Source organism: Cellulophaga sp. 20_2_10 (genome assembly GCF_023476645.1).
In the GTDB taxonomy this organism is placed as follows: domain Bacteria; phylum Bacteroidota; class Bacteroidia; order Flavobacteriales; family Flavobacteriaceae; genus Cellulophaga.
This window is the reverse complement of sequence record NZ_JAMCOJ010000019.1, coordinates 1,669-17,466: the sequence shown is the minus strand read 5'-3', so window position 1 is coordinate 17,466 and position 15,798 is coordinate 1,669. Positions and strand designations below refer to the sequence as shown.

The 15,798-nt window shown below is 33.9% G+C and carries 6 protein-coding genes; all 6 read left to right on the top strand.

Annotation, left to right across the window (positions count from 1 at the left end; all coding sequences use genetic code 11):
* The coding region (locus M4I21_RS17840; RefSeq protein ID WP_249560592.1) for a T9SS type B sorting domain-containing protein at positions 1-1,257 on the top strand (1,257 nt) is incomplete at its 5' end.
* Positions 1,258-1,275: 18 nt separating this feature from the next.
* The gene (locus M4I21_RS17835) at positions 1,276-2,226 is read left to right on the top strand and encodes a PorP/SprF family type IX secretion system membrane protein (protein ID WP_249560591.1); all 951 of its coding nucleotides are present in this window, start codon (positions 1,276-1,278) and stop codon (positions 2,224-2,226) included.
* Positions 2,227-2,243: 17 nt separating this feature from the next.
* Positions 2,244-4,181 (top strand): OmpA family protein, encoded by a 1,938-nt coding sequence (locus M4I21_RS18620; protein WP_283771811.1) that lies wholly within the window; start codon positions 2,244-2,246, stop codon positions 4,179-4,181.
* 209 nt (positions 4,182-4,390) lie between these two features.
* Complete coding sequence (locus M4I21_RS17825; RefSeq protein ID WP_249560590.1) at positions 4,391-8,881, top strand: beta strand repeat-containing protein; 4,491 nt, start codon at positions 4,391-4,393, stop codon at positions 8,879-8,881.
* A gap of 215 nt (positions 8,882-9,096) precedes the next feature.
* Positions 9,097-12,663, top strand: coding sequence for a PA14 domain-containing protein (locus tag M4I21_RS17820; RefSeq protein ID WP_249560589.1), 3,567 nt, complete (start codon positions 9,097-9,099; stop codon positions 12,661-12,663).
* A gap of 378 nt (positions 12,664-13,041) precedes the next feature.
* Positions 13,042-15,798: beta strand repeat-containing protein (locus M4I21_RS17815; protein ID WP_502798721.1), on the top strand; the 2,757-nt coding region annotated here is incomplete at its 3' end.

Here is a 15,798-nt window from a genome sequence, read left to right as displayed (position 1 = left end):
GATGGTTTAGATGATGGTTATGAAGGATCAGATGTAAACGATGGTTTTGATGTTAATGATGAGATCAACGATCCAGCAAACGATTTACCCGATACCGACGGTACAGAAGACGTTAACTATAGAGATTTAGATGACGACGGAGATGGTATAAACACACCAGACGAAGATGCAAATGGTGATGGTGACCCAACAAATGATGATACAGATGGTGACGGTACACCAGATTACTTAGATCCAGATAATACTCCTGGTGTTGATACAGACGGTGACGGAGTTCCTGATTTAGTAGATTTAGATGATGATAACGATGGTATCTTAGATACAGTAGAGGATGAAAATATAGATGGTGATAACAATCCATTAACTAATCCTACGGATACAGATGGTGATGGTATTCCAAATCATTTAGATATCGATGCAGATGATGATGGCATTCCAGATAACGTAGAAGCACAAACTACTGAAGGTTATATTGCTCCTAACAATGATGATGCTGCAACTTACTTAGCTAATGATGGTGTAAATAGTGCTTATTTAGGTGGTTTAACACCAAACGATCATGACGGAGATACAACACCGGATTACATCGATTTAGATAGTGATAATGATACGGTTCCAGATAATAATGAAGGAAACGACTTTAATTTTGACGGAGTTCCGGATCAGCAGTATACTACTATAGATACAGATGGTGATGGTTTAGATGATGGTTATGAAGGATCAGATGTAAATGATGGTTTTGATGTTAATGATGAGATCAACGATCCAGCAAACGATTTACCAGATACAGACGGTACAGAAGACGTTAACTATAGAGATTTAGATGATGACGGAGATGGCATAAACACACCAGACGAAGATATCGATGGAGATGGTAACCCAACAAACGATGATACAGATGGTGATGGTACACCAGATTATCTAGATAACGTAGACGATAGAGAACCAGAAAATGATCCAGTTGTAGTAATGCAAATGGTAACACCAAATGGTGATGGTAGTAATGATTTCTTATGGATAGATAACGTAGGTCTAGTTCCTAATAACAACATAAGAATATTTAACAGATGGGGTGTTGCAGTTTTTGAAGCAGAAGGATACAATAATATAAACAATGTTTTTGATGGTAGATCAAAAGGAAGATCAACAGTGAAAGCAGGAAATATTCTTCCTTCAGGTGTGTATTATTACATCTTTAACTACGAGCAAAACGGAAAAAACAATACGGATAACGGTTACTTATACGTAAGTAAATAATATATTTAATATCATAAAATGATAAAAAGAAGCATTCTCGCAACAGTACTATTAGTAGTATTAGCACTAGAAAGTGTTAGTGCACAACAAGATGCACAATACACACAGTATATGTTTAACACTTTAGCTGTAAACCCTGCTTATGCAGGGTCTAGAGGCCAGTTAAGTATTGCTGCATTATACAGAGCTCAATGGGTTGGTTTAGACGGTGCGCCTACAACTCAGACATTAAACCTGCATTCTCCAATAAGAAATAGCAATCTTGGATACGGAGTATCTGTAGTTAATGATAAAATTGGAGAAGGTGTAGTACAAGAGACTTATATAGATGCAACTGTATCTTATACCTTAAAATTAGCGCAAGACAGAAAATTATCTTTTGGTGTAAAAGTCGGAGGTAATTTATTAAATCTGGATTTTGAAAAATTAAGAAAAATAGATAATGAAGTTGTAGCTACAGATAACATTGATAATAAATTTTCACCCAACTTTGGATTAGGTTTTTACTATCACACAAATAAATTCTATTTTGGATTATCTGCACCTAATTTATTAGAAACAGACCATTTTGATAGTGGAAATTCTAGTTCTGATGATGTACAGTTTTTATCGCAAGACAAGGTGAATTTATATGCAATTACAGGTTATGTTTTTGACTTAAATAGCGATTTAAAATTTAAGCCTGCATTGTTAACTAAAGTGGTAGATGGAGCTCCTTTACAAGTAGATTTATCAGCAAACTTTATGTATAATGAAAAGTTCACATTTGGAGCAGCTTATAGATGGGATGCAGCAGTAAGTGCTTTGGCAGGCTTTCAAATATCAGACCAAATAATGTTAGGCTTGGCATATGATAAGGAAACTACAGAATTAGGAGGAACACAGTTTAACGATGGATCTTTTGAAGTGTTTTTAAGATTTGAATTGGTTAGAGCATTTGAAAAACTAGTATCACCTAGATTTTTCTAAAACTAAAAACAGAACTAATGATTAAGAAATTTATACTATTAATTGTAATATTACTTTTTACTGTTGGGCATGTAAAAGCTCAAGAGAAATTAGTAGTAAAAGCAAATGAAAAATACAAGAGTTATTCTTTTAGTCCAGCTATAGATATCTATACAAAAGTTATAGAAAAAGGATTTGTATCTGCAGATTTATTAGACAAATTAGCTAATTCGTATTACTTTAATGCGGATTATAAACAAGCGGCAGAAATCTATCAAAGATTGGTATCTGAGTATGAATCTGATGTTACAGCAGAACAATATTTTAGATATGCTCAAACATTAAGAACATTAGGAGATTACGAGCTTTCTAATTCTATCTTAAAAAAGTTCTACGATATATCTTCAACTGGTCAAAATGCATCTCTGTCTAAAGATAAAATAGCTTCTTTTGATGATATTAAAAAGAATACAGATAAATTTAAAATATCTACATTTCAGTATAACACTATACATAATGAGTTTGCACCTTCGTTTTATAATGAAGGACTTCTTTTTTCTTCAGATAGAGATACTGGTAACTTAGCAAAGAATAGACATACCTGGAATTCAAAAGACTTTTTAGATTTATATAAGGTTAATGTAGACAGTACATCTTTAAATAAAGTTGTAAAGCTAGACAAGAATATAAATACTAGGTATCATGAGTCTACTTCTGCTGTTACAAGAGATGGTAGCACAATGTATTTTACTAGAAATAATTATAAAGAAGGTAAAAAAGTCGAGGACAGCGAAGGTGTTGTTAGATTAAAGATATTTAGAGCAGACTTTGAAAATGGTATGTGGACAAATATTACAGAGTTACCATTTAATAGTGATAACTATTCAGTAGCCCACCCTGCATTAAGTCGTGATGAGAAAACGTTATATTTTGCATCTGATATGCCTGGTACTTATGGTTTGTCTGATATTTATAGAACAACTATAAATGATGATGATACTTTTAGTACACCAGAAAATTTAGGAGATAATATTAATACAGACTCTAGAGAAACTTTCCCATATGTATCAGATGAAGATGTGCTTTACTTTTCTTCAGACGGACATCTTGGTCTAGGTGGTTTAGATGTTTTTGCAACTAAAATTGCAAATAATACATTAACCGGTTCTATTGTAAATGTAGGTGCTCCTATAAACAGTAATATGGACGACTTTACTTTTATTTTTGATAGTGAAAATAGAAACGGTTATTTTGCTTCTAACAGAAAAGAAGGAGTTGGTGAAGACGATATTTATGCCGTTGTAGAAAATGAACCACTTGTTTTAGATTGTATTCAAGAGATAACAGGTACGGTAAGAGATAAAATATCTAACGAAATTTTAGTTGGGGCATCTATTAAAGTTATAGATGAAAACAACGAAGAAATTTCATCTACTATTATGAGTTCTAATGGTGTTTACAATATTACTTTAGACTGTAATAAAGGTAATTTTGTTAGAGCAGTAGTAGAAGGTTATGTGCCATCAGAAAAATATTTAGCAAAGTCTAATGGAGAACCACAAGTTGTAGATTTCTATCTAGAAAGAGATAAAGTTACTGCTGGTATGGGAGACGACCTAGCAAAATTATTACAGTTAAGTACAATTTATTTTGATTTAAATAAGTTTGATATTCGTCCGGATGCAGAAATTGAAATACAAAAAGTAATTGTTGCTATGGAGAAGTTTTCTAGTTTAAAAATAAAGGTAAACTCGCACACAGATAGTAGAGGTAAAGATGCCTATAATTTATGGTTGTCTCAAAAAAGAGCAGAAGCTACAGTAAATTATATGGTTTCTAAAGGTATAGATGCAACACGTTTACAAGGAGAAGGTTTTGGAGAAACCCGTCTTGTAAATAAATGTGAGAACGGTGTACCATGTACAATAAAAGAACATCAGTTAAATAGAAGATCAGAATTTATTATTATAGAATAAAAAATAATAATTTACATTTTACTAAAAGCCTTAACTCCAGAGTTAAGGCTTTTTTTGTTTGCAAACTTCAGCTTTGTAGGCATAAACATAGGATAAACACTTGTTCACAACAAATATTATAACATGTAACCATTAGGTGTTAATTTAGCAGCCAATAAGATAGGTGTGTTCTTTAATGACATTCCCCCAACCTAAACACAATTCTTATTATGAAGTTGATTAATGTTTTTTTTATACTAATTTTTATGCTCTTTACCGCTGTGGTAGTAGGGCAAGAAACGTATTTAGATCGATTTAGTAATGTATCCTATTCTAATAATAATGGTAGTTCTAATTTTTCGACTAATTGGATAGAAACTGGAGATACTAATGCAGGGCCTAATAGTCAATATATTAGAATAAGTAGTAATAGATTAGAGCTTTATTATTTATATGCTGAAACAATACGCAGATCTGCTAATCTAAATGGAGCAGCAACAGCGACTCTTAGCTTTAACTGGCAGGCAATAAGTCTTACAGGAGGAAGAAGTTTAGGAATACAAGTTTCAAATAATGGAGGAGCATCTTATACTACTATTGCTACTATAAATGGTAATAATAATACTGGAACATTTAATCAAGATATTTCGGGGTTTATCTCAGCAACTACTACGGTAAGGTTTGCAAAATTTGGTAATAATTGGAATAATAATGATTATGCTTTAATTGATAATTTCCAGATTACCGCTACTTTTCCTGCTCCTATTCCTGTAATAGAAATAAACGATGTAACGGTAGATGAGGATTCGGGAAATGCTAATTTTACAGTTAGACATACAGGAACTAATGCAACAGCACCTTTTACAGTTAATTATCAAACTGTAGATGGTTCGGCAGTTAATGGAAGCGACTATACTTCTAGGACTGGGGTTTTAAATTTTAATGGAACTACGGGAGATACCGAGACTATTACCATTTCTATTTTAGATGATGCCATTATAGAGAATCCAGAAAATTTTACAATAGAGTTTACTTTGTCATCAGACCCGCAAGTAGATATATCAGATACAGGTATAGGGACAATTACAGATGATGATGCTTTAATTATGACAGATGGTGGTAGCGCTACTACTTGTAGTGATACTTTTTTTGATCCAGGAGGATTGTCTAATTACGGGAATAACCAAGACGTAACCTATACAATTTGTCCAGATACTGCAGATACTTACTTAAACGTAAATTTCACAAGTTTTGAAGTTGTTACAGGAGATGTTTTATATGTTTATGATGGCAACTCTACAGGAGCAGCATTAATAGGCCAGTATGATAGTGCTAATGTACCAACATCTATTAACTCTTCAGCTGCTTCAGGTTGTTTAACCTTTAGATTTGTTTCTAATGGTGGTGATACAGGAGCAGGATGGGAGGCAGAGATAAATTGTTTTCCTGACGGACCAATTATAGTAATAGAGGATATTTCTTTTGATGAGGACGTGGGTAATGCTGTTTTTACAGTTAGGTCTACAAGAGCTGCTCACGGTAGAAATATATTTTTATTTGGATTTGTAGAAGCTCCGTTTACGGTAAATTTTAGAACGGTAGATGGTTTGGCTCTTGCAGGAAGTGATTATACAGCTTCAGCAGGTACCTTAACTTTTACGGGAGAACTAAACAATGTACAAACTATTTCTGTACCTATAGCAAACGATGGTACTCCAGAATTTGCAGAAGATTTTACTATTGAATTTACTGGAGCTACGGCTCAATATGCTACGGTAAATTATAATGATACAGGTACGGGAACAATAAATTCACAAATATTAGCAAACGATCCACTTACTTTGTTTCAGGAGTTTGATGGGTATTATGATTATTCTACAACTGGGGGTACATTAAGAACAGGAGCAAATGGAGCAGACCCTTGTGCTGTTACAAACTCATCTTCTAACAGTTTAATCTCTGCGGTACCAGCAACGGCTTCCGTAGAAAGGGCTTATTTGTATTGGTCACATTCTAGTACGGTACGTGATCCAAATATTACTTTTGAAGGTCAAAATGTATCAGCAAATTTCTTGTATCAAACCTCTTTGGGGAATAGAAATTTTTTCGGTTATGTTAGTGATGTTACTTCAATTGTCCAAGGAGTATCTGATTTATCAAATAATGTTTTTGATTTTAGTGATTTAACGATTAATAATACTGGTGAATATTGTAATACTAGTACTGTTTTAGGAGGTTGGGCCTTAATGGTTTTTTATGAGGATAGATCATTACCGGCAGTAAATATAAATTTGTACCAAGGTTTTGATGGTTTAAGTAATGATGGTAATTCGTTTACGTTAGATTCTTTTTATGCTATTTCTGGTGAAGGAGCAAAAGCATCATTCTTATCATGGGAAGGAGATCCAGATTTAAATGGATCTAGTTCCGGATCTACAAACCCTGAAGAACTTTCAATTACCAATCAACGTAATCAGAATTTTATATTAACAGGAGATGGAGGGCAAACTGGAAATAACTCTTATAATTCTACCATTTATGATAATACAGTAGGACCACCTGCTTATAACAATGCTAATATGTATGGTGTAGATTTAGACACCTATGATATATCATCATTTATACAACCTGCAGATAGTGAAGTAACGGCAAACGTGGATGTTGGACAGGATTTTGTTATCTCTGCGGCAGTAATTTTAAAAGTGCCTTCTAATTTAATTGCAGGACGAGTTTTTGAAGATGTTAATTACCCAGGAGGAGTTGGTCGAGATCAGGTGGCTTCAGGTGGAGTAGGAATATCTGGTGCCATTGTAGAACTTTTTGATTCTTCAGGTACATTTATTCAAAGAAAAAATACAGAAGCAAATGGAAATTATTCTTTTGGAGGTATGGCAGATGGAGATTACTTTATAAAAGTAGTAAGTTCAACTGTTAGATCTACAAGAGATAATGGAGCAAATTGTTCTTCTTGTTATCCTGTTCAGACTTATAGAACAGAAATAGCTTCTGGTGGTATAGTAGATATAATTAATGAAATAGGAGGAGCTAATCCCTCAGCTGGTCAAGATGTTTCTTTAGGTGTATTTGCTAATGCACAAAGTATATCTAGTGTAGAAGTAGCGGGTAATGGTGTGGTAGGTATAAATTTTGGATTTAATTTTAATACTATCGTTAACACTAATGAAGCTGGTCAAGGTTCTTTAGATCAATTTATTAAGAATTCTAATACTATAGGCGAAATAGGTTTAGATATTGAGGCCAATAGTCTTTTTGACCCTGCAGCAGGTGATGATACATCAATATTTATGATTCCTCCTACAACAGACCCATTAGGTAGAGCAGCAGATGGGAATTATGCAGGCAGTATATTTGATATTTTAATATCTAATGGCAATCCTTTAGAAGAAATAACAGGGACTAAAACAGTTATAGATGGGCGTACACAAACAGCATACTCTGGTAATTCTAATTTAGGAGCAGAAGGTGCTGGTGGTACATCGGTAGGTGTTTCTGCTATATCATTACCAAGTTATGATAGGCCTGAAATACAAATTCATAAAAATAACGGAGATGTTCTTAATACATCTGGTAATGGTACTGTAATACGTAATGTATCTGTTTATGCAAATAACAATGCGGGCATTATTATTAGTGGAGGAGAAGGTACTGTTTCTCATTCTCTTTTAGGAATAAATGCAGTAGGAGTAAATGCAGGTATCATAGATTATGGAGTAGAGGTTACTGGAGGTGATGCCACAATAGACTCAAACTTTATTACAACAAATTCAGACGCAGGAATAAGAATAAGAGGAGGATCTTCTGTGCTTGTTCAAAATAATCATTTAACAGAGAATGGAACAGGAGCTTGTTTTGATAATATTTTTATTGAAGGAGGAAGTAACATAACAATTACTCAAAATTTAATTGAAAATGCAGGAGCACTAGGTATAGAAGTAGAGGACGTAGATGGTGTGGAAATTTTAGAAAACACAATTAGAACCTCTGGTCAAAACGGTGGTAACTGTAGTGGAGCTATAGAAAATGCAGGTATAAAAATTGATGGTAATAACGCATCTATAACAAATAATATTATAACGGCTAACGGAGGTGCAGGCATTGTTATAGCAGGAGGAAACACAAGTGGCAATACAATTTCTAGAAATTCAATATTTGCAAACGGAACAACAAGTCCTGCTTTAGGTATAGATTTAGATGCAGGTAATGCAGTTGGTGATGGTGTAACGATTAATGATTCTGGTGATGGAGATAACGGTCCAAATGGTTTAGCTAATTTTGCTGTAATATCTAATGCATTTGTATCTGGTTCTAATATTATAGTAGAAGGATGGTCTAGACCAGGAGCTACTATAGAACTGTTTTTAACCGATATAAATGAAGGAACTGCAACTGCAGGTGATAATAGTTTAGGTATGGTTACAGACTATGGCGAAGGACAAGTATTTATAGGATCTATGCTAGAAGGTAGTGCGTCAGATCAATTTCCAGGTACTTCTTCTTATTCAGATGATGACGGTAATACTGATACTACAAACAAGTTTAGGTTTGTTATTCCAAAACCAGCATCTGTGGTTATCGGAAACTTTGTAACTACTACAGCAACAATTTCAAATTCAACTTCAGAGTTTTCACCTTTTGTTGTGTTAAGGGCTTTTAATGTAATTACCAATAGAAATACTACATATAGAGTAAAGGGCAATTAATAAAATATCGGATTATCTGTCTCTTTTCTAGGTTGAAAAAAACAAGTTTTAGTTAAAAAAATATAGTATACAACAAGAAATATTTGTTTCAGCGTAAGTATTAGTCTCTTTCGCAACAATTGTTTCTAATCGGCGGTATATAGTTAGATTTTTGATGTTATAATTTAATATCAAAACCTAACCAGTTTAATATCTATAATAGATAGCCTCAACCGATGATAAAAATTCCAAGTAAGCAGTTCGTTACCTTTTTACTTTTAGTAGTTAGTTTATTTAGTACTTCAACAATGTTTGGTCAGTGTACAGATCCATCTGGTATAGACACAGATGGTGATGGTATTAATGATGTTTGTGATTTTGATGATGACAATGATGGAATTTTAGATGTAGATGAAGGTTGTGGTAATTTAATCATAAATCCTTCTTTTGAAATGCAAGATTTTACGGATTCTGCAGTCTTTCCCAATGGTTTTACAGACGGATCCGGTACCTTTATTGGAGCCACATACAATACCAACCAATTAACTGGCTGGAACTATACAACCAATTTGGATGGTTGGGTAGGTGGCGGAAGTCCTTCTTGGAGTCCAGACGTTTATGCAGATGCTTATCATGGAACCCAATATGTAGATGTTACAGGTAATAACGATGTAACAAATGGTGTAAATAATACACTTTCTCAAGAAATAAATACAGAAATAGGAGTAACGTATACCGTTTCATTCTATTGGGGAGAAGATATAGGGCATGAAGCAGGAGCACCAGTAACACTAGATATAGATATCATAGATTCTGGCAATACGCCTATTATTAATGAAACTTTAAATTACACTGCTCAAGGTTTAGTAGGGGGTGTAAGAGGCCCTAAACAGTGGTTTCATTTTCAGCGTAATTTTGTAGCAACAACAACAAAAACAACAATAGAGTTTTACGCAACACCAGATAGAACGTCTAACGGAGCAGCAATAGATCTAGTACGTATATCTAGAACACAATGTCTAGATAGTGATAGTGATGGTACACCAGATGCATTAGATTTAGATAGTGATGCCGATGGTTGTTTTGATGCTTTAGAGGGAGATGATAATTTAGGCTTTTCAGAGTTAAATGGTAATGGTAGTATTTCTGGTTCTGTTGATGAAAACGGAATTCCAATAGCAGTAAACGGAGGTCAAGCAAAAGGGAGTAGTGCAGATTATACAGTTTCTTCAGACTTGTGTGATGATGATGGAGACGGAGTAAATAACGGAAATGACATATGTCCAAATTTTGATGATACCATAGATAGTGATAATGATGGGGTGCCAGATGGTTGTGACCTAGACGACGATAATGATGGTATTTTAGATTTTGAAGAGAATTTATCTTGTAAACAATATGGTGTTTTAGAGTATGAGTTTTACGACTTGGATGTGCCAGGTGCTACAACAAATAATATTCCAACTTCAGGAGCATTAGCAGAAGGACGTATTAATAACTTTAATGTAAATGCATTGCAAGACGCATTAGATCCTGGAGATTCAGACTTTTACGCCATTAGATATAATGGGTATATAAGAATAGATACAGAGGGTACATATACTTTTTACACAAATTCTGATGATGGCTCTAGACTATTTATTGATGATATAGAAGTTGTAAATAATGACGGAGATCATGGCACACAAGAGCGCTCTGGAACAATAACATTAACTCCAGGCGAGTATAAATTTAAAGTATTGTATTTTGAGAGAAGAGGTCTTGTAACTTTAGATGTAAGATATCAAGGTCCATCTATAACAAAACAAGATGTTCCTTTTACAATTTTATCATCAGGTAATCCTATTCCATCAGAATTGGTTAATAACGGAGATTTTAAAGAATGGATTTTTAATAATAGTTGGACAGCTTCAGGAAACAATTGGCGTATTGATTCTGAACGAGCTTATTATGCGCAGTGGAACGGAACAGGTACAGCTACTTTTTATCAAACAATAAATGTAACTCCTAATGTAGCTAATACTATTATTTTTGATGTGGGATCAAATGCTGGTTTTACAGGAGAATCTACTTTAGAAGCAAAAATAAATGGTGTTAGTTACTTCTCAGAAACGTCTACACAAATAGCAGCAAATAACGGTGGAAATGCACAAGAAGGTAATGCTACAAGTAATATGGCAACTAGGAGTTTTACTTTTATACCAACCAGTAGCACAGTTACATTAAGTTTTGATGGTTCTTCAGCAATTAACGACCATGATTCTCTATACATAGATAATGTTACGCAATCTAAACAATGTGAAGCTACGGATACAGATGGTGATGGTATTCCAGATGCTAATGATTTAGATAGTGATAATGATGGTTGCTTTGATGCTTTAGAAGGGAGTAAAAATTTAGATTTTTCAGATTTAAATAGTAACGGTAGTATCTCTGGTACTGTAGATGAAAACGGAATTCCAATAGCAATAAATGGAGGGCAAAGAAAGGGTAGTAGTACCGATTATACTATTACATCAGATATGTGTGATGACGATGGTGATGGTGTAAATAATTTAAATGATAAATGTCCTTATTTTGATGATGCCGTAGATAGTGATAACGATGGTATTCCAGATGGTTGTGATATAGATGATGACAACGATGGTATTTTAGATTGTGATGAGTCTCTAGATAGTATAACAAACGAATTTGCTTGGACATTAAATAACCCATCAGGCAATGTAGAAATGGATACCAATTATGATTCAAGAATTAAAAATTGGGTTTTAAGCGATACCGAAACAATGGTTTTAAATGGCTCTAAATTTAATGTTTTGGGTAGTAATATTCGTATAGAACCATTTACGTCACAGACAAAAGAAGAGGCTGTGCAAAACGGAGATTATGTAGAACTTTCTTTTACAACAGGTTCAGATATAGCCTCACTTACATTAAATGAGATTCGTTCTGGATGGTATGATACAACGAGAGGAGATTCTTATTATACAGCAACAGCATATGCCATAACTGGTTCTAGTGCCTGGCAAGCATTATCTACAGATGTTTTTCATACAAGTGATGGATCTACTTATGCAACTTTTGATCATTTAGCTAGCAGCCCTTTATATTTAAAAGCAAACACGCAATACTCATTTCGATTTTATGTATATGGACAACTTGATGATTCTTCTGATCCATACTCAATTTTTGATGATATCGCATTTGGTTTTACAGCCTGTAGGTCTGGTAACCTAGATGGTGATACCAACCCTAATCATTTAGATGATGATAGTGATAATGATGGTTGTAATGATGCAGATGAGGCATACGCAGATGTTACAGCAGATGCAGATAATAACGGAATGTATGGTTCAGGTACACCAACAGTTAATTTAGATGGATCTGTAGTAGGAGCAGCCTATACTGCGCCAGTAGATAATGATGTTGATGGTAATTACGATTTTTTACAAGTAACAGCAGTTCCGACTATAACAAGCCAGCCGTTAGATCAAACGGTATTTGTTGGTAATAATGCAATTTTTACGGTAAACGGAAATAATGCAGATACATTTCAATGGCAAGTAAGTACAGATGGAGTCAATTATGCTGACATTATAGACGGTGTTGAATATCTAGGATCACAAACGTCTAGCCTTTCTGTTGAAAAAGTCACTACTGAAAAAAATGGATATTCATATAGAGTTTTGGTTTCAAATTCATCTATAATATGTACCGTTTTAACTTCAAATTCGGCACTTTTATTTGTCAAATTTAAGAGTGTAATTACCAACAGAAGAATAACATATCGTATTAAAAAATAGTAAAGGTCTAAATAGTAACATTTGTTAATTAAAATAATTTTTCTCTTATTTTAAATGACCTTTTTAACTCATTTTTTTAGATAAAATAATCCTCTTTTTTAATGAGAAATATTTTTTTATTGAGGACATGCATCCGTTTAAAACAGCAATGTAATCGATAAAAAACATTTGTTAATAGCTTATTTAACAAGATTAAATATGGTCTACAATGCTTTTGTAGATGTTTACATTAGAAAAGGGGTGTTACACAACATTTATTTTCTAGCCGTCTATCTAACGTTAATTTTGTAAAGTAAAGTTATACTTCAGTATTGTCCTGATTTAAACTGACCATAAATTTATTACAAGTTAGAAATGATTAAAATAAAACGCCCAACCATGAAGAAGTTATTATTACCGATACTGTTTTTAATGTCGGCAATTGCATTTTCACAAACCACTGTTACCTTAGAAGATCAATGTAATTGTGAAGTATTAAGTGGTACAGATGTAACTGCTCCAGGATCAGCATCTCCAGCAGGAGCAGATTTAGGAGATTTATATGTAAATACAAATACAGGAACTATCTATTTTTGGGATGGCGATTCTTGGGAGTTGTCTTCTGGTAGTAATCCGGAAATTCAAGATTTTGTATTTAATGAAACAACAGGTGAACTTACACTTACTATGCAGGGCGGTAGTACTAGTGTGGTAGATTTATCTTATTTATTTGAAACAGAAACAACTTTAATAGACAATGCAGACGGAACATTTACATACACAAATGAAGACGGAGTAGTAACTGCATTTGATGCTAAGCGTTCTACAGTATTAGATAATGGTGATGGAACATTTACAATCACAGATGATTCTGGTAACTCTGCAACAGTAGATACTAACAATACAGTAACTACTTTAGTAGATAATACAGATGGTAGTTTTACATACACATCAGAAAACGGTACAACAACAACATTTACAGAGACACTATCTACATTAGTAGACAATGCAGACGGAACATTTACATACACAAATGAAGACGGAGTAGTAACTGCATTTGATGCAAAGCGTTCTACAGTTTTAGATAATGGTGATGGAACATTTACATTAACAGATGATTCTGGTAACTCTGCAACAGTAGATACTAACAATACAGTAACTACTTTAGTGGATAACACTGATGGTAGTTTTACATACACATCAGAAAACGGTACAACAACAACATTTACAGAGACACTATCTACATTAATAGACAATGCAGACGGAACATTTACCTATACAAATGAAGACGGAGTAGTAACTACCTTTGACGCTAAGCGTTCTACAGTATTAGATAATGGAGACGGAACATTCACATTAACGGATGACTCAGGAAACTCAGCAACAGTAGATACTAACAATACAGTAACTACTTTAGTAGATAATACAGATGGTAGTTTTACATACACATCAGAAAACGGTACAACAACAACATTTACAGAGACACTATCTACACTAGTAGACAACGCAGACGGAACATTTACCTATACAAATGAAGATGGCGTAGTAACTACCTTTGACGCTAAGCGTTCTACAGTATTAGATAACGGAGACGGAACATTCACAATCACAGATGACTCAGGAAACTCAGCAACAGTAGATACTAACAATACAGTAACTACTTTAGTGGATAACACTGATGGTAGTTTTACATACACATCAGAAAACGGTACAACAACAACATTTACAGAGACACTATCTACATTAATAGACAATGCAGACGGAACATTTACCTATACAAATGAAGACGGAGTAGTAACTACATTTGATGCTAAGCGTTCTACAGTATTAGATAATGGAGACGGAACATTCACATTAACGGATGACTCAGGAAACTCTGCAACAGTAGATACTAACAATACAGTAACTACTTTAGTAGATAATACAGATGGTAGTTTTACATACACATCAGAAAACGGTACAACAACAACATTTACAGAAACACTATCTACATTAATAGACAATGCAGACGGAACATTTACCTATACAAATGAAGACGGAGTAGTAACTACATTTGATGCTAAACGTTCTACAGTATTAGACAACGGAGACGGAACATTCACATTAACAGATGACTCTGGTAACTCTGCAACTATTGATACAAATCAGGTTGCAGGATCATTAGTAAATAATAACGATGGTACAATAACATATACAGATGGTACAGGTTCTTCTCAAACTATAGGATTAGTAAGTTCTGATACTAATAATGATATTCAAGTTGGTACAGACGGTGGTTTATATTTAAATGTAGCTTCAGTAACAATTTCAGAAACAATTACATCTTTAACAGATAATGGTGATGGTACTTTTACTCACGAGAATGAGAATGGAGTAACAACTACATTTGATGCAAAACGTTCTACAGTTTTAGATAATGGTGATGGTACTTTTACAATCACCGATGATTCTGGTAATGCTGCAACAGTAGATACCAACAATACAGTAACAACTTTAGTAAATAATGGTGATGGTAGTTTTACGTATACATCGGAAGATGGTACAGTAACAACATTTACAGAAACACTATCTACATTAATAGACAATGCAGACGGAACATTTACGTATACAAATGAAGACGGAGTAGTAACTACATTTGATGCAAAGCGTTCTACAGTTTTAGATAATGGCGATGGTACTTTTACGATCACAGATGATTCTGGTAATGCTGCAACAGTAGATACAAACAATACAGTAACAACTTTAGTGAATAATGGAGATGGCAGTTTAACGTACACGTCAGAAGATGGTACAGTAACAACATTTACGGAAACATTATCGACTTTAGTAGACAATGCGGACGGAACATTTACCTATACAAATGAAGATGGCGTAGTAACTACATTTGACGCTAAACGTTCTACGGTATTAGATAATGGTGATGGAACATTCACAATCACAGATGATTCTGGTAATGCTGCAACAGTAGATACAAACAATACAGTAACAACTTTAGTGAATAATGGAGATGGCAGTTTAACGTACACGTCAGAAGATGGTACAGTAACAACATTTACAGAGACACTATCTACATTAATAGACAATGCAGATGGTACATTTACGTATACAAATGAAGACGGCGTAGTAATTACATTTGATGCAAAGCGTTCTACAGTT